Raw genomic sequence first — 16061 nt, forward strand, 5'->3', positions numbered from 1 at the left:
GATGGGGCGTGGCGGCTGTCAGGGTCGGCGGGTGGCTCCCCTTCACCCTTGGCCCAAGACGGTCAACGACGTGTTGCTGCGCGACCCGCGAGAGGCACGGATGTCACCTTGTCGCGAATTGAGAGGCACGCACTAGGCGGTGAGGAGGGCGGTGGCGTCCTCGACCGTGTCGACGACATGGGTCCTCGGACCGAGGTCGCGCTGGTGCCCGAGCGCGCGCAGCGCGGGTACCACGGGGATCGTCTCCTCCCAGTGCACCCGGTCGACGAGGACGAGCGGGGGGACAGGCGCACCCGGCGCGGCGTAGTAGAGCGGGGTGACCGCCTGGAAGATCTCCTGCACCGTCCCGGCCGCGCCCGGCAGGACGACGAGCCCGTCGGAGCACCGGCTGAGCAGGGCATCCTCCCGGATGGCGTTGCTGAAGTACTTGGCGATGCCGTTGCAGAAGACGTTGGGCGGCTCGTGCCCGTAGAACCACGTCGGGATGCCGATGCTGCGGATCCCGCTCGTACCGTCCCGGAGCTTGACCTCGCGCAGCTCGGTGCGCAGGTCCATCGCCACCTGGGCCCAGGCATCGATCGACGGGCGGAAGGACGGGACGGCCGCGAGCCGGTCGAGGGCTTCATCCAGCCGGGAGTCCGCCCCGACGAAGGCCCCGAGGTTGGCTGCCTCCATCGCGCCCGGACCGCCACCGGTGACGACGACGTGCCCGGCCTCGGCCAGCCGGTGCCCGAGCTGGGCGGCGTCGGCGTACTCCGGCGTGCCGCGCTGCAGGGCGTGCCCACCCATGACACCGACGACGGTGCGCCCGAGGAGCTGCTCGGTCAGGGCGTCGCTCATCGAGTCGTCGTGGATCGCCCGCAGCAGCGTCGCGAAGATGTCGTGGCCGAGGTCGGCGTCCTGCGACCACACGTACGCCCGGGCATCCGGGGTGTCGGCGTAGCCACGCGCGGTGAGCCCCTCGTACAGGTCGCCGGAGCGGTAGAGGGTCGCCCGGTACGGGTTGATCGGGACGTGCGGGTCGGTGGGGAAGACGAGCGCCCCGTGCAGCCGGAGGTGGTCGGCCAGCGCGTGCGACATCTGGCCACCGAGGACGACCAGGCCCTCGAGCTCGGACCGGTTGAGCAGCATCGCCTCGTAGGGACCGAGGTCGAGGTCCTGGATCCGTATGCCGCGCATGGGCGCCCGGGTCGTGAGGACCTCACGCAGATCCGCCGGAGTGGTCACCTCGCGGGCGGCCGGGTGACGCCGGACCTCGTCGCTGACGACGTCGGGACGGTGCTCTTCGCTCACACGCGCTCGTCGAGCAGGGCGCGTACAGCGCGTTCCTCGTCGTCGGTGAGGCCGGCCTGGCGGCGCTCGGTACGAGCCTCCTCGTAGGCGAGCGCCCGCTCGAGGGTCTGCCTGAGGGGCCGGGTCACGAGGCCGTAGGAGCTGGCCCGCGTGGCGCACAGCGACGGGAAGTGCCGCCAGGACGGGTCGTCCACCCAGAGCGGGAGCGAAGGGGTGCCCATCCAGGCGCCGATACCGGCCTCCTCGAGGATCTCGGCCGGGACGGGGCGGGGCGTCGCCCCGCTGCCGGCCACCTCTCGAGCCGTCTCGACGACGGCACCGACGGTCGTGACGCGTCCGGTGACGTTCATCGTCTTGTCGATCATGTCCTCGGACATGAGGACGACGAAGTCGGCGAGGTCGTCGACGTCGATCATCGCGGCCGGCTGGGTGAGGTCGGGGGGCACGAGGACGTCGTCGCCGGTCGGGTGGGCGAAACGCCACGGATAGTAGCCGCCGCGGCCGGTCACGTCGCCGGGGCCGGCGATGAGCCCGGCCCGGATGATCGTCGCGCTCGCCTCGGCGGACCGGATCGCCTCCTCGCAGGCCACCTTCGCGGCGCCGTAGGCGCTCATGTCCGGCATGACGTCACCCTCGAGCGGGGGGAGCGTCGGTGAGGACTCGTGCTGGTCCGGCGCGTCGAACTCGGCGTAGACGTTGCCCGAGGAGATGAAGACCCAGTGGTCGGTGGTGAGGTCCCGCACGGCTCGTCGGACCTGGCCGGGGTGGCGTGAGACGTCGACGACGGCGTCCCAGTGCACGTCCCGCAGCGGCGCGAGGCCGTCGTCCTCGTCCCGGTCGACCCGGACGAGCTCGACGCCATCAGGGACCGGACCGGAGCCGCGGGCCGCGCACGTGACGTCGAATCCGGCGTCGTGGGCCGCTGATGCGACCGCGCGGCCGAGCCACGCGGTACCTCCGAGGACGAGCAGACCCATGGTTACCAGACGGGGCAGTGAGCGACGACGGCGAGCATGGACCCATAGTGACCCGAGAGAGTGCCTCCGCAGGGGTTTAGTGCCCGGTGAGACGGTCGACGATCCTGCCGACGGCCGCCGGGCGGCCGGTCCGGGTCTCCTGCGCGTCCGCGAGAGCCGCGCCCCGCAGGCCGGCGTTGATCCCCAACCAGCGCAAGGGTTCTGGCTCCCAGCGGGGCGACCGGTGCTCCACCCAGGGCAGCGTGGTGAGCTCGCTCTCCACGCCGGTGACGAGGTCGGCGATCGTCCGGCCGGCGAGGTTGGTCGCCGCGACGCCGTCGCCGACGTACCCGCCAGCCCACGCGACGCCGGCCGCGCGGTCGTAGCCGACGGCGGGGTGCCAGTCACGGGGGATCGCCAGCGGCCCGCCCCAGGCGTGGGTGAACCTCAGGTCGGGGTCCGGCAGGAGGGAGCGCAGCTCGGACCGGAGCGCGGCGAACACCCGCTCGTCGCGGTCGAACCGGGGCGCCACCCGTGACCCGAGGTGGTACGGCGCGCCCCGCCCCCCGAAGGCGATGCGGTCGTCGACGGTGCGCTGCCCGTAGATGATCGAGCGCCCGTGATCGGCGAAGACCTCACGCCCCTCGAGTCCGACCCGCGACCACTGCTCGGCCGTGAGGGGCGCCGTGGCCACCATGAGCGAGTAGACCGGCGCGAGCCGGCGCCGCAGCCGAGGGAGCGTCGCAGTCCAGGCCTCCGTGGCCCGCACGACGGTGGCGGCCCGGACGACCTCGCCGCCGCGGAGCACGACCTCCGAGCCGCCGGTGGTCGCCCGGACGTCGGCCACCGGGCACCCCTCGGCCACGACGCCACCACGTCGGCGCACGGCCGCCGCCAGCCCGTCGACGAGACGACGGGGCTGCACCCGGGCGCAGTGCGGGTTGACCGTCGCGCCGAGGACCGGGCGACCAGGAGCATCGGCGACCGCGAAGCGCTCCTGCGTCTCCTCCCGGTCCAGCCAGGTCGTCCCGACGCCCCACGCGTCGTCGGCGATGACCTCGTCCATCGCCCGGGCGGCCTGCGCCTCGCCCCGGGCGAGGACCAGGGTGCCGCCCTTGACGAAGCCGGCGTCCACCCCTTCGTCCTGGGCCACGGAGCCGACCTCGTCGACGGTGCGGACGAGGGCTTCGAGCATCCGCTCGGCGGCCACCCGGCCGTGGCGAGCCGCGAGGGCGTCCGCCGACACCGGGAAGAGCGCGGAGACCCACCCGCCGTTGCGTCCGCTCGCCCCGAAGCCGACGTGCTCGGCCTCGAGGACGAGCACGCCGAGGTCCGGCCGGGTCCGCAGCAGGTAGTAGGCGCTCCACAGCCCGGTGAGCCCGCCGCCGACGATCGCGACGTCGACCGAGCCGGGGAGCGAAGGGGGAGGGGCCGGCGGGGCGGCGCCCTCCCACCACAGCGGTCCGGTCACCCCGTCACAGCCGCGCGCTCGCCGCCGTGAGGACCGAGCGCAGCCGCTGCTCGATGTCGTCGAACTCCTCCGGTCCGATCGTCAGCGGCGGGCTGAGCTGGATGACGGGGTCGCCGCGGTCGTCGGCGCGGCAGTACAGCCCGGCCTCGAGCAGCGCCGGGGAGACGAAGCCGCGCAGGAGGTCCTCGGACTCCTGGGCGCTGAAGGTCTCCTTGGTCGTCCGGTCCTTGACGAGCTCGATCCCGTAGAAGTAGCCCTCGCCGCGGACGTCGCCGACGATCGGCAGGTCGAGCAGGCGCTCGAGCGCGCCCCGGAAGGCGGGGGCGTTCTCCTGGACGTGCTCGATGATCCCCTCGCGCTCGAAGATGTCGAGGTTGACCATCGCGGCGGCCGCGGCGACCGGGTGCCCGCCGAAGGTGTAGCCGTGCGCGAAGGACGTGGTGCCCTGGCGGAAGGGCTCGAAGAGCCGGTTGCTCGCGATCATCGCGCCGAGCGGGGCGTAGCCGGAGGTCAGGCCCTTGGCGCAGGTGATGATGTCGGGCTGGTAGTCGAAGGCGTCGGCGCCGAACATCGCGCCGACCCGGCCGAAGGCGCAGATCACCTCGTCGCTCACGAGCAGCACGTCGTGCTCGTCGCAGATCTCGCGGACCCGCTCGAAGTAGCCGGGCGGGGGCGGGAAGCAGCCACCGGCGTTCTGCACCGGCTCGAGGAAGACGGCCGCGACGGTGTCCGGCCCCTCCATCTCGATCGCCGCGCCGATCTGGTCCGCGGCCCAGCGGCCGAAGGCCTTCTCGTCCGTGTCGAAGGGGGCCGGTGCCCGGTAGGCGTTGGTGTTGGGCACCTTGTGCGCGCCGGGGACGAGCGGCTCGAAGGCCTCCTTGAGCGGTGGGATCCCGGTGATCGAGAGGGCTCCCTGGGTCGTGCCGTGGTAGGCGACGGCGCGGGAGATGACCTTGTGCTTGCCCGGCTTGCCGACGAGCTTGAAGTACTGCTTCGCGAGCTTCCACGCCGACTCGACGGCCTCGCCGCCACCGCTCGTGAAGAAGACCCGGTCGAGGTCGCCGGGCGCGAGGCGGGCGACCCGCTCGGCGAGCTCGATGGCGCGGGGGTGGGCGTGGGCCCACAGCGGGAAGAACGCGAGCTCCTGGGACTGACGGGCCATCGCCTCGCCGATCTCGGTGCGGCCATGACCGACCTGGACGACGAAGAGCCCGGCGAGCCCGTCGATGTACTCCTTGCCCCGGTCGTCGTAGACGTGGTGGCCCTCGCCCCTGACGATGACGGGCACCTCGGCGCCGTGCTCGAGCGGCCCGTGGCGGGTGAAGTGCATCCACAGGTGGTCGCGCACCGCCTCGGCGTAGGGGGTGCCGAAGGGGGTGGTGCCGGCGGGGGTGGTCATGCGGGGCTCCTGCGGTCGTGGGTCTGCTGTCGGTCGGTCGTCGGGGCAGGGCTCGGTCAGGTGCGGCCAGTCATCGGGTGCCCCAGTCGTAGTGCTGCTTGTCGAGGCGGAGGTAGACGAAGGTCTCGGTGGTCCGCACGCCAGGGATGACCCGGATCTGCTCGTTGAGCAGGGCGAGCAGCTCCTCGTCGTCCTCGCAGACGACCTCGGCGAGGATGTCGAAGCTGCCGGCGGTGGTCACGACGTAGTCGACGGCCGGCATCTCGGCGAGGGCGTCGGCCACAGGGGAGAGGGCCCCCTCGACGGTCAGGCCGATCATCGCCTGGCGGGTGAAGCCGACCTGCCGCGGGTCGGTGACGGCGACGATCTGCATGAACCCGGCCTCGAGCATCCGCTGGGCGCGCTGGCGGACGGCGGCCTCTGAGAGCCCGACGGCCCTGGCGATCGTCGCGTAGGGCTGGCGGCCGTCGACCTGGAGGTGCTCGATGATCTTCTTGCTCAGCTCGTCGAGCCGGAAGGGCTCCGCGTGGCGGCCGGCGCGGTCGTCGGTGTCGGCGGACATTGCCCCATCGTGGGTGCAGATCATCTGCGACGCAAGGTGACAGCCACGAAATCCGCACGAAACATCGGCCTGATCTGATGTTCTCGTAACTCTTGGACGCAAACCCTGTCGATATGAGCAACCGCGCTCTATCGTCTACGTCACATCACCCCCACCGGAAGGATGTTGTCGTGACCCAGCCCCGCACTCTGCGCAACTTCGTCGACGGGCAGTACGTCGATGCGGCCGGCGAGAGCACCAGCGAGCTGATCAACCCCTCGACCGGCCAGGTCGTCGCCATCGCGCCGATCTCGAGCCAGGAGGACGTGGACGCCGCCTATGCGAGCGCGGCGAAGGCCTTCGAGGGGGAGTGGGGGGAGACGACGCCCGGGGAGCGCCAGACCGCACTGCTGCGGTTCGCCGACGCCATCGAGGCCCGGGCCGAGGAGTTCATCCACCTCGAGGCGGAGAACACCGGCAAGCCCTTCGCGCTCACCGCCTCCGAGGAGGTGCCGGTGATGTGCGACCAGCTGCGCTTCTTCGCCGGAGCGGCACGCGTGCTCGAGGGCCGGGCCTCCGCGGAGTACATGAAGGGCCACACGAGCTGGATCCGCCGTGAGCCGATCGGCGTCGTCGGCCAGGTCACCCCGTGGAACTACCCGATGATGATGGCCGCCTGGAAGATCGGCCCCGCCCTCGCGGCCGGCAACACCATCGTCCTCAAGCCGAGCGACACCACCCCAGAGACGACGCTGCTCATGGCCGAGATCGCCGCCGAGCACATGCCCGCCGGTGTCTTCAACGTCGTCATGGGGGACCGGGAGACCGGCCGCGCCCTCGTCGAGCACGACACCCCGGGGCTCGTCGCGATCACCGGGTCCGTCCGGGCCGGCATCGAGGTGGCCGCGTCCGCGGCGCGCAACCTCAAGCGGGCGCACCTCGAGCTCGGCGGCAAGGCGCCCGTCGTCGTCTTCGACGACGCCGACATCGAGGCGGCCGTCGAGGGCATCGGCACCGCCGGCTACTTCAACGCCGGTCAGGACTGCACCGCCGCGACCCGGGTGCTCGTCGCGCCCGGCATCCACGACGAGTTCGTCGCCGCGCTCGCCGAGTTCGCCAAGAACGAGGCCAAGGTCGGCCTGCCCGACGACGAGGACGCGCTCCTCGGCCCGGTGAACAACAAGGACCAGCTCGCCAAGGTCTCCGGCTTCCTCGAGCGGCTCCCGGACCACGCGAACCTCGCGGCCGGCGGCTCGCGGCTCACCGAGCTCGGCGAGGGCTTCTACCTCAGCCCCGCGGTCGTCTCGGGCCTCCACCAGGACGACGAGGTGATCCAGAACGAGATCTTCGGCCCCGTCATCACCGTGCAGAGGTTCTCCGACGAGGACGAGGCGGTGCGCTGGGCTAACGGCGTCGAGTACGGCCTGGCCTCCTCGGTCTGGACCAAGGACTTCGGGCGCGCGATGCGGATGAGCAAGCGCCTCGACTTCGGCTGCGTGTGGATCAACACCCACATCCCCCTGGTGGCCGAGATGCCGCACGGCGGCTTCAAGAAGTCCGGCTACGGCAAGGACCTGTCGATGTACGGCTTCGAGGACTACACCCGCATCAAGCACGTCATGGCCAACATCGACAGCTGAGGCACCACCCCTTCGCCCCGCCCGTCGCACCCACCCCCGACCCCACCCCAGCACGAAGGACCACCGACATGAACGACATGAACGACCTCGCCTTCCGCGCCGCTCTCGCACGCGGGCTCGTCAGCCGCCGCACGGCCGTTCTCGGCTTGGCCGGACTAGGGGTGCTCGGGCTGTCGGCCTGCGGCAGCGAGGGCAAGGGCGGGGGGACCGCGGGCTCCGGCAGCCCGTCCGCCGCGGCGTCAGCCGAAGACCTCTCGGACTCGGAGAAGGTCGTCAGCTGGTCCAACTGGCCGGAGTACATCGACGTGGACGACAACGGCAAGCGCCCGTCGATCGAGGCCTTCACCAAGGCGACCGGCATCGAGGTGCGGTACACCGAGGACTACAACGACAACGACGAGTTCTACGCCAAGGTCCGGCCGCTGCTCGAGGCCGGCGACGACACCGGCCGCGACGTGTGGTGCAGCACCGACTGGATGGTCTCCCGACTCATCCGCCAGGGCTACGTCCAGGAGCTGAGCTATGACAACATCCCCAACGGTGGGAACGTCGTCGAGTCGCTCTCGGACGTCGAGTTCGACCCGGGCCGGAAGTTCTCCCTGCCGTGGCAGTCGGGCTTCGCCGGAATCGCGTACAACCCGGCCTCGACGGGCGGCAAGAAGATCGAGTCGATCGACCAGCTCTTCAACGACACCTCGATCAAGGGCCGCGTCACGCTGCTCACCGAGATGCGCGACACCGTCGGTCTCGTCCTGCTCGAGCTCGGCAAGGACATCACGAGCTTCACGGCCGAGGACTTCGACGAGGCGATCGCATACATCCAGGACGCCAAGGACCGTGGTCAGCTCCAGGGCTTCACGGGCAACGAGTACACCCAGTCGCTCGCCTCGGGCGACATCGCGGCGTGCATCGCCTGGACCGGTGACGTCGTCCAGCTCCAGTTCGACAACCCCAAGCTCGGGTACGCGCTGCCACAGAAGGGCTTCACGATCTGGTCCGACAACTTCGTCATCCCGGCCATGGCGAAGCACAAGAAGAACGCCGAGCTGCTCATCAACCACTACTTCGACCCCGAGGTCATGGCTGAGGTCGCGGCCTGGGTCAACTACATCCCGCCGGTCACCGGGACCGAGGAGAAGCTCGCCGCCCTGGACCCCGAGCTCGGCAAGAACCAGCTCATCGCCCCCTCCGAGGAGACCCTGTCGCGGGCCCACGTCTTCCGGGGCCTCAGCGACGAGGAGGAGACCGACTTCACCGCGAAGTACCAGGCGATCGTCGTCGGCTGAGCCGCGTCCCGCAGACAGCCCACGACAGACCCGACCGGAGAGGGTGCGATGACCGACCGCATGTCAGGCGACCTGCGCCTGGAGCAGCTGAGCAAGGAGTTCGACGACTTCACCGCGGTGCACCCGCTGGACCTGACGATCCCGGACAACTCCTTCTTCGCGCTGCTCGGTCCCTCGGGGTGCGGCAAGACCACGACCCTGCGGATGATCGCCGGGCTCGAGGACCCCACCTCCGGGCGGATCCTCATCGGTGACCAGGACATCACCGAGGTCAAGGCCTTCAAGCGCAACGTCAACACGGTCTTCCAGAGCTACGCGCTCTTCCCGCACATGAAGATCATCGACAACGTCGCCTTCGGCCTCAAGCGTCGCGGTGACAAGGAGGCGATGGCCAAGGCGCAGGAGGCGCTCGACCTCGTCCAGCTCGGGCACACCTCGAAGAAGCGCCCGACCCAGCTCTCCGGCGGCATGCAGCAGCGGGTCGCGCTGGCCCGGGCGCTCGTCAACCGGCCCGACGTCCTCCTCCTCGACGAGCCGCTCGGTGCGCTCGACCTCAAGCTGCGCCGCCAGATGCAGATCGAGCTGAAGAAGATCCAGGCAGAGGTCGGGATCACCTTCATCCACGTCACCCACGACCAGGAGGAGGCCATGACGATGGCCGACACGGTCGCGGTGATGAGTGCGGGCCGCCTCGAGCAGGTCGGGTCGCCGGCCGAGCTCTACGACCACCCGCGCTCGACCTTCGTGGCGAACTTCCTCGGCCAGTCCAACCTCCTCACCTCACGGATCACCGGCGAGGCGGGCGAGGGGCTCGTCACCGCCGACACCCACGGCCACGAGATCCTCGTCGCGAAGGACCGCGTCCCCGAGGGCGTCACGGAGGTCTTCGTCGGTGTCCGCCCGGAGAAGCTGCGGCTCGGGCACAGCGGCCGCAACCAGCTGACCGCCACGGTCACCGACGCCTCCTTCACGGGTGCGGCGACGCAGTACCTCGTCCGGCTGCCGTGGGGCTTCGAGGTCACCCTCGTCCAGGCGAACGACGGCTCTCCGCGGGCGAGCGTCGGCGAAGAGGTGCCGGTCTCCTGGGAGCCGGGCAGCGAGTTCGTCCTCGACGCGAACCAGGACGAGGACGCGGGTCTGCTCGACACCGGCCTCCAGGCCGGCTGAGAGGGGGTAGTCATGGCGAACATGTCTGCCACCGTCGGTGGTGCGGTGGCGCCCTCGCGCAAGGCACGGCGGAACTGGGTCCCGTACGCGCTCCTCCTGCCGGGCCTGCTCTGGCTCGCCGTCTTCTACGCCGCGCCGATGTTCACCCTCGGCTCGCAGTCGGTGCAGGAGGGCAACGTCTACGACGGCTACGTCGTCACCGGCAACGTCGGGGTCTACCCCGAGGCGGTCTCGGAGTACTGGCCGCACCTGCTCCGCTCGGTCGGCTACGCGGCGACAGCGACGATCGTCGGACTCGTCCTCGCGTACCCGCTGGCCTACTACATGGCGCAGAAGGCGGGCCGGTGGAAGAACATCCTCCTCATCCTCGTCATCGCGCCGTTCTTCACGAGCTTCCTCATCCGGACGCTGGCCTGGCGGATCATCCTCAGCGACGGCGGCATCGTCAGCGACGTCGCCGAGGCGACCGGCTTCATGGCGCTGCTCAACCTCCTCGACCTCTCCAACGGAGCGACGCTGCTCAACAGCCGGTTCGCGGTCATGGCGGGTCTGACGTACAACTTCCTGCCGTTCATGATCCTCCCGCTCTTCGCCACGCTCGACCGGCTGGACCCGCGGCTCATGGAGGCCGCGCGCGACCTCTACGCGTCCGGCTGGCAGACCTTCCGGCACGTCATCTGGCCGCTGTCGTTGCCCGGTGTCGTCGCCGGCACGCTGCTGACCTTCATCCCGGCGGCCGGTGACTACATCAACTCGCGGCTGCTCGGCAACACCAACACCGTGATGATCGGCCAGGTCATCGACAGCCTCTTCCTCCGGGTGCTCGACTACCCGAAGGCCGCGGCGCTGTCCTTCGTCCTCCTGCTCATGATCGTCACGCTCGTCGGGATCTATGTCCGCAAGGCCGGGACGGAGGAGCTGGTCTGATGCTGTGGATCAAGAAGCACCTGCTGCTCTTCGCAGCCATGGGGACGCTCGCCTTCCTCCTCGTCCCCAACCTCGTCGTCGCGCTCTTCTCGTTCAACAAGCCCCGTGGCCGCTACAACTACGAGTGGAACGAGTTCTCGGCGGACGCCTGGCTCAACCCGTGCGGCAGCCCCGGGATCTGCGAGGCGCTCGGACTCTCCCTCCGGGTCGGGATCACCGCGTCGGTGGTCGCGACGATCCTCGGCACCCTGGTCGCCTTCGCCCTCGGACGGCACCGATTCCGGGGCCGGTCGACGACGAACCTGCTGATCTTCATGCCGATGGCCACGCCGGAGGTCGTCATGGGCTCGAGCCTGCTCACCCTCTTCGTCATGGCAGGCCTGCCCTCCGGCGCGCTGAACATCACCATCGCGCACATCATGTTCTGCCTGTCCTTCGTCGTCGTCGCCGTCAAGGCACGGGTCAGCTCGCTCGATCCGCGGCTCGAGGAGGCCGCGGCCGACCTCGGGGCGAACGCCTTCCAGACCTTCCTGCGGGTGACCCTGCCGCTCGCAGCCCCGGGCATCCTCGCCGGTGCGCTGCTCGCGTTCTCGCTGTCGTTCGACGACTACATCATCACGAACTTCAACGCGAGCCCCTCGTCGATCACCTTCCCGATGTACGTCTGGGGCGCCGCACAGCGGGGCACCCCGGTCGAGATCTTCGTCATCGGCACGGTGATGTTCCTGACCGCGCTGCTCATCGTCGTCATCGGGCACCTCTTCTCGATGCGACGTGAGCGCAGGGCGTGACCCGCGCCGGCCAGCCACCAGCAGTCATCCACGGAAAGGGCAGTGCCATGCGGGTCCTCATGATCGGCGCCGGCGGCGTCGGCGACGCCGCGGCCAAGATCGCCGTCGAGCGCGACTTCTTCGAGCAGTGGGTGGTGGCGGACCACGACCTCGGCCGGGCGGAGGCGACGGTCGCCTCGGCGTCAGGGCGAAAGGGTGGGGAGTCACGTCTCGTGGCCGCGCAGGTCGACGCCTCGGACGGCGAGGCCGTCGCCGCCCTCGCCCGGGAGCACCGCGCGACCCACGTCTTCAACGCGGTCGACCCGCGCTTCGTCATGCCGATCTTCGCGGGCGCACGCGCGGCGGGCGCCGACTACCTCGACATGGCGATGTCTCTCTCTCGGCCGCACCCGGAGCGGCCGTACGAGGAGGTGGGCGTCAAGCTCGGCGACGAGCAGCTGGCCCAGGCCGGCGAGTGGGAGGCGGACGGGCGGCTGGCCCTCGTCGGCATCGGTGTCGAGCCCGGTCTCTCGGACGTCTTCGCCCGGCACGCCGCCGACGAGCTCTTCTCCGAGATCGACGAGCTCGGCACCCGTGACGGGGCGAACCTCGTCGTCCACGACGAGGACGGCAACGAGGTCTTCGCGCCGGGCTTCTCGATGTGGACGATCATCGAGGAGTGCCTCAACCCGCCGGTTGTGTGGGAGCGGGAGCGGGCGACGCAGCCGGACGGGTCGGTCGACGTGGAGGCGGGCTTCTTCACGCTGCCGCCCTTCGCCGAGCCGGAGGTCTTCGACTTCCCCGAGGGCATCGGGCCGGTCGAGTGCGTCCACGTCGAGCACGAGGAGGTGCTCCTCATGCCGCGCTGGGTCGAGGCGCAGCGGGTCACCTTCAAGTACGGGCTCGGCGAGGAGATGATCGCGATGCTCCGGCAGCTGCGCGCGCTCGGCCTGGACTCGACCGAGCCGGTGCGCGTCAAGGGCGTCGAGGTGAGCCCCCGCGACGTCGTCGCCGCGTGCCTGCCCGACCCTGCGACGATCGGTCCGCGGATGACCGGCAAGACGTGCGCCGGCCTCTACGTGACCGGCACCGGCACGGACGGGCAGCCGCGCGCGGTGTACCTCTACCACGTCGTCGACAACGAGACCTCGATGCGCGAGTACGACGCCCAGGCCGTCGTCTGGCAGACGGCGATCAACCCCGTCGTCGCCCTCGAGCTGCTCGCGAAGGGGGAGTGGTCCGGGACCGGGGTGCTCGGCCCCGAGGCCTTCCCCGCCCGTCCCTTCCTCGACCTCCTCGCGGCCGAGAAGCCCGAGGGCTACGGCTCCCCGTGGGGGATCGAGGAGCGCGACCCCTCACCCCCTTCGTCCCTCCCGTAGGTCAGCGGGCGAGCTCCTCACGCAGCGCCGCGACGAAGGCGTCGACATCGGCCTCGGTGGTGTCCCAGGCGCACATCCAGCGGTACTGGCCGAGCGCCTCGTCCCAGGGGTAGAAGCGGAAGCGCTCGCTCAGCCGGTCGGCGACCTCGGCGTCGAGGATCGGGAAGACCGCGTTGGCCTGGACCGCCGTCGTCAGCCGCACGCCGTCGATGTCGCGCACCGCCACCTCGAGCCGACGGGCCATCGCGTTGGCCTGGCCCGCGTTGCGCAGCCACAGGTCGCCCTCGTAGAGCGCGAGCAGCTGGGCCGAGACGAAGCGCATCTTGCTCGCGAGCTGCATCGACTGCTTGCGCAGGTACGGCATGCCGCGCACACGGTCGGGGGAGAGCACGACGACGGCCTCGGCGAGCATCGCGCCCGCCTTCGTCCCGCCGAGCGAGAGCAGGTCGACGCCCGTGTCTGCGACGAGCTCGCGCAGCGAGACCCCCTGTGCCGCAGCGGCGTTCGAGATGCGGGAGCCGTCGAGGTGGAGCACGAGACCACGCGCGTGGACGTGGTCGGCGATCGCCCGGATCTCGTCGGGGGAGTAGACCGTGCCGACCTCGGTGGAGTTCGTGATCGAGACGACGCGCACCTGCGGCCAGTGCTCGTCGCCGTCGCGGACCGGCACCGTGTCGATGAGGTCGGTCGTCAGCTTGCCGTCCGGGGTCGGCACGGCGTGCAGCTTGAGCCCGCCGACCCGCTCGGGCGCCGCGCACTCGTCGACGTGGATGTGCGCGCTCGTCGTGCAGATCACCGACTCCCAGCGGTCGGTCGCCGCCTGGAGCGCGACGACGTTGGCCCCCGTGCCGTTGAAGACCGGGTAGGTCTCGACGTGCTCGCCGAGCAGGCCGCGCATGACCTCCTGCAGCCTCGCCGTGTAGTCGTCCTCGCCGTACGCGACCTGGTGGCCGCCGTTGGCCGCGGCGATCGCGGCGAGGACCTCGGGGTGCACGCCGGCGTAGTTGTCGCTGGCGAAGCCGCGGACCGTGGTGTCGTGCAGGGGCGAAGGGGTGGTGGTTGCGTCGCTCACGCGGCGATCCTCGCACCCGAGGCGCCGGTGATCCCCCTCGTCCCCTCGATCGTCGCCGCGAGCTTCTTGCTCAGCGCCTCGTAGAAGACGTTGAGCGGGAACTCGTCGGGCAGGACGAGGTCGGTCAGACCCTTCGGCGGGCCGTCGAGCGGCAGGACCGACGGATTGGTCAACCCCTTCGCCCAGGTCGACCCGGGGTGCGGCGCGACGTAGCTCGCGACGAGCTCGTACGCGGCCCGCCAGTGACCGACCCGGTTGCGGTCGATGCCCGTGCGGTAGAGCTCCTCGACGGTGTCGGAGAGCGCGACGACCGCGGCCGGCAGCGCCGCCCAGTCGAAGGAGAGCGTGTTGTCGGTCCAGCGCAGCACGCCCTGCTTGTGCAGCCAGGCGAAGAGCAGCTGCCCGCCGAGCCCGTCGTAGTTGCGCACGCGGTCGCCGGTGATCGGGAAGCGGAAGAGCCGGTCGAAGAGGATCGCGAGCTGCACCGGCCGCGCGTACGGGTGACCCTGGGCGTCCATCTGCACCGCGACCCGGAAGGTGTTGAGGTCGCAGCGCAGCTCCTCGAGCGCGTACATCCAGAACGGCATGCGCTGCTTGATCATGAAGGGGTCGAAGGGCAGGTCGCCGTGGCTGTGCGTGCGGTCGTGGATGAGGTCCCACATCGCGAAGGTGGACTGCGCGAGCGCCTGGCTGGCGACGAGCTGCTCGCCCTCCGGCGGCATCTGCAGCCCGAGCGTCTCGGCGGCCGCGGCGGTCACCTCGCGGAAGCGTGCAGCCTCGCGGTCGCAGAAGATCGCGCCCCAGGTGAACCGCGGGACCTCGCGCACGGCGACGGTCTCGGGGAAGAGGACGGCGGAGTTCGTGTCGTAGCCGGGCGTGAAGTCGGTGAAGGTCACCGGGAGGAAGGCGCTGTTGGGCTGCTGCGCCTCGACGTCGGCGAGCCACTGCGGCCACACGACGTCGAGCAGCACCGCCTCGAAGACCCGGTCGAGGTTGCCGTTCTGCGTGTACATCGGGAAGACGACGAGGTGCTCGGTGCCGTCGACCCGGTGCTCCTCCGGGCGGAAGAGCACGAGGCTGTCGAGGAAGTCCGGGACGCCGAAGCCCTCGTCGACCCAGCGCGCGAGGTCGGTGTCGAGCGCGGCGAGGTAGCCGGCGTCGTGCGGGAAGCGCGGCGCGAGCGCGGCGACGGACTCGCGGATCGTCGCGACGAGCTCGCTCGCGCGGGGGAGGGCGTCACGGTGCTCCTCGCCGATGCTCCCGTCCTTGCCCTGGAGGAGCCGCAGCTCCTCGACGGCGGCCTTGAGCGCGCCCCACTCGGGGGTGTCGACGGTCCGGCCGGACGAAGGGGTGGCCGTCCCGTCGTCCTCGCGGGCGGCGGGGACCGCTGCCCAGGTGACGAGGTTGGTCCAGAAGCGGCGGTGGTCGAGGTCGGCGATCGAGTCGTCGCCGACGAGGTCGGAGTCGGCGAGGACGACGACCCGGCCCTCGCCGTGGGTCACGGTGACGGCGAGCGGCGCGGCCGCCGGGTGGGCGGTGGCGCCCGAGCGGGCGAGGACGCGGGCGTCCGCCGCGCCGGTCACGTCGATCGCGCCGGAGCGGTAGAAGCACAGCGACCCGACGCCGGAGAGCACGCCCTGCCCGCCCGCGTGCCCGGTGGCGAGCTCGGGGAGCACCCACGTCGCGTTGTCCCGGTGGCGGCGGCCGGAGTCGGCGCTCTCGTGGACCAGGGTGCTCGTGATCGCCAGGCCGAAGGGGGCGAGCAGCTCGTCGAGGTTGTTGCCGTGCGCCTTGTGGTCGCACTCCGCGAGGACGACGAGCCCGCCGCCCGCGGCGACGTGCGCGGTGATCGCCTCGATCTCGGCGGGGGAGTAGACCGGCGGGAGGTCACCGGCGACCCGCTCGCTCGCGGCGTCGGCCGGGTGGGCGACGACGAGGACGGCGACGCCGGCGAGGGCGGCGGCGTCGAGCTCCCCGGTGGAGTGGTCACGCACGGCCATGCCGCGCTCGGTGAGAGCGGCGACGGCGAGCGCGAGCGAGGCGTCGGCGGGGTTGGCCGGGTTCATCGTCGCGGCGCGCGCCGGGTCGGTCGACCAGGCGCTGCTGTGGGCTTGGTCGATGAGGACGGTCGCGAAGTCGTGCACGGCGGACCTCTCGGAT

The 16061-nt window shown here is 71.0% G+C and carries 13 protein-coding genes; 6 read left to right on the top strand and 7 right to left on the bottom strand.

All coding sequences use genetic code 11. The features are described from left to right. Nucleotides 1-132: 132 nt before the first annotated feature. The 5 genes from JNO54_RS07295 to JNO54_RS07315 all read right to left on the bottom strand — a co-directional run bounded on the left by JNO54_RS07295 (nucleotide 133) and on the right by JNO54_RS07315 (nucleotide 5681). Nucleotides 133-1293, bottom strand: a complete 1161-nt coding sequence (locus JNO54_RS07295; protein ID WP_307818103.1) for an LOG family protein — start codon at nucleotides 1291-1293, stop codon at nucleotides 133-135. After that, on the bottom strand, nucleotides 1290-2270 hold the full coding sequence (locus JNO54_RS07300; protein WP_204143301.1) for an NAD-dependent epimerase/dehydratase family protein: 981 nt from the start codon (nucleotides 2268-2270) through the stop codon (nucleotides 1290-1292). The genes JNO54_RS07295 and JNO54_RS07300 overlap by 4 nt, the downstream gene beginning before the upstream one ends. A 76-nt stretch (nucleotides 2271-2346) precedes the next feature. Continuing rightward, nucleotides 2347-3720: an NAD(P)/FAD-dependent oxidoreductase gene (locus JNO54_RS07305; RefSeq protein ID WP_204143302.1), complete on the bottom strand. Its 1374-nt coding sequence runs from the start codon at nucleotides 3718-3720 to the stop codon at nucleotides 2347-2349. A 4-nt stretch (nucleotides 3721-3724) separates the two neighbouring features. Beyond that, the gene (locus JNO54_RS07310) at nucleotides 3725-5119 is read right to left on the bottom strand and encodes an aspartate aminotransferase family protein (RefSeq protein ID WP_204143303.1); all 1395 of its coding nucleotides are present in this window, start codon (nucleotides 5117-5119) and stop codon (nucleotides 3725-3727) included. A gap of 70 nt (nucleotides 5120-5189) precedes the next feature. Continuing rightward, a complete protein-coding gene (locus tag JNO54_RS07315; RefSeq protein WP_204143304.1) occupies nucleotides 5190-5681 on the bottom strand; it encodes an Lrp/AsnC family transcriptional regulator in 492 nt (163 codons plus the stop codon). 170 nt (nucleotides 5682-5851) lie between these two features. Between JNO54_RS07315 and JNO54_RS07320 the strand changes: the two genes are divergently transcribed. The 6 genes from JNO54_RS07320 to JNO54_RS07345 all read left to right on the top strand — a co-directional run bounded on the left by JNO54_RS07320 (nucleotide 5852) and on the right by JNO54_RS07345 (nucleotide 12829). Beyond that, nucleotides 5852-7300: a gamma-aminobutyraldehyde dehydrogenase gene (locus JNO54_RS07320; protein WP_307818104.1), complete on the top strand. Its 1449-nt coding sequence runs from the start codon at nucleotides 5852-5854 to the stop codon at nucleotides 7298-7300. 68 nt (nucleotides 7301-7368) lie between these two features. Then, nucleotides 7369-8586: a polyamine ABC transporter substrate-binding protein gene (locus JNO54_RS07325; RefSeq protein ID WP_204143306.1), complete on the top strand. Its 1218-nt coding sequence runs from the start codon at nucleotides 7369-7371 to the stop codon at nucleotides 8584-8586. Nucleotides 8587-8634: 48 nt separating this feature from the next. Continuing rightward, nucleotides 8635-9753, top strand: coding sequence for an ABC transporter ATP-binding protein (locus JNO54_RS07330; RefSeq protein ID WP_204143307.1), 1119 nt, complete (start codon nucleotides 8635-8637; stop codon nucleotides 9751-9753). A 12-nt stretch (nucleotides 9754-9765) separates the two neighbouring features. Next, nucleotides 9766-10680, top strand: a complete 915-nt coding sequence (locus JNO54_RS07335; RefSeq protein ID WP_204143308.1) for an ABC transporter permease — start codon at nucleotides 9766-9768, stop codon at nucleotides 10678-10680. Beyond that, nucleotides 10680-11471, top strand: a complete 792-nt coding sequence (locus JNO54_RS07340) for an ABC transporter permease (protein ID WP_204143309.1) — start codon at nucleotides 10680-10682, stop codon at nucleotides 11469-11471. The genes JNO54_RS07335 and JNO54_RS07340 overlap by 1 nt, the downstream gene beginning before the upstream one ends. A 47-nt stretch (nucleotides 11472-11518) precedes the next feature. Beyond that, nucleotides 11519-12829 (top strand): saccharopine dehydrogenase family protein, encoded by a 1311-nt coding sequence (locus JNO54_RS07345; protein WP_204143310.1) that lies wholly within the window; start codon nucleotides 11519-11521, stop codon nucleotides 12827-12829. 1 nt (nucleotide 12830) lies between these two features. Here the strand turns inward: JNO54_RS07345 and JNO54_RS07350 are convergent, their stop codons facing one another. After that, a complete protein-coding gene (locus JNO54_RS07350) occupies nucleotides 12831-13901 on the bottom strand; it encodes a threonine aldolase family protein (RefSeq protein ID WP_204143311.1) in 1071 nt (356 codons plus the stop codon). Continuing rightward, entirely contained in the window at nucleotides 13898-16045 is a 2148-nt protein-coding gene (locus JNO54_RS14945; RefSeq protein WP_204143312.1) for a DUF6421 family protein, read from the bottom strand. Before JNO54_RS14945 ends, JNO54_RS07350 begins: the two co-directional genes overlap by 4 nt. Between the last annotated feature and the right edge of the window lie 16 nt (nucleotides 16046-16061).

The sequence above is a fragment of the Janibacter endophyticus genome (assembly GCF_016888335.1).
In the GTDB taxonomy this organism is placed as follows: Bacteria; Actinomycetota; Actinomycetes; order Actinomycetales; family Dermatophilaceae; genus Marihabitans; species Marihabitans endophyticum.

Excerpts from the sequence above, each read along its gene's own strand:
- JNO54_RS07300 (WP_204143301.1), bottom strand. The coding sequence starts at position 2,270 with ATGGGTCTGCTCGTCCTCGGAGGTACCGCGTGGCTCGGCCGCGCGGTC.
- JNO54_RS07345 (WP_204143310.1), top strand. The coding sequence starts at position 11,519 with ATGCGGGTCCTCATGATCGGCGCCGGCGGCGTCGGCGACGCCGCGGCC.
- JNO54_RS07310 (WP_204143303.1), bottom strand. The coding sequence starts at position 5,119 with ATGACCACCCCCGCCGGCACCACCCCCTTCGGCACCCCCTACGCCGAG.
- JNO54_RS07340 (WP_204143309.1), top strand. The coding sequence starts at position 10,680 with ATGCTGTGGATCAAGAAGCACCTGCTGCTCTTCGCAGCCATGGGGACG.
- JNO54_RS07325 (WP_204143306.1), top strand. The coding sequence starts at position 7,369 with ATGAACGACATGAACGACCTCGCCTTCCGCGCCGCTCTCGCACGCGGG.
- JNO54_RS07335 (WP_204143308.1), top strand. The coding sequence starts at position 9,766 with ATGGCGAACATGTCTGCCACCGTCGGTGGTGCGGTGGCGCCCTCGCGC.
- JNO54_RS07330 (WP_204143307.1), top strand. The coding sequence starts at position 8,635 with ATGACCGACCGCATGTCAGGCGACCTGCGCCTGGAGCAGCTGAGCAAG.
- JNO54_RS07315 (WP_204143304.1), bottom strand. The coding sequence starts at position 5,681 with ATGTCCGCCGACACCGACGACCGCGCCGGCCGCCACGCGGAGCCCTTC.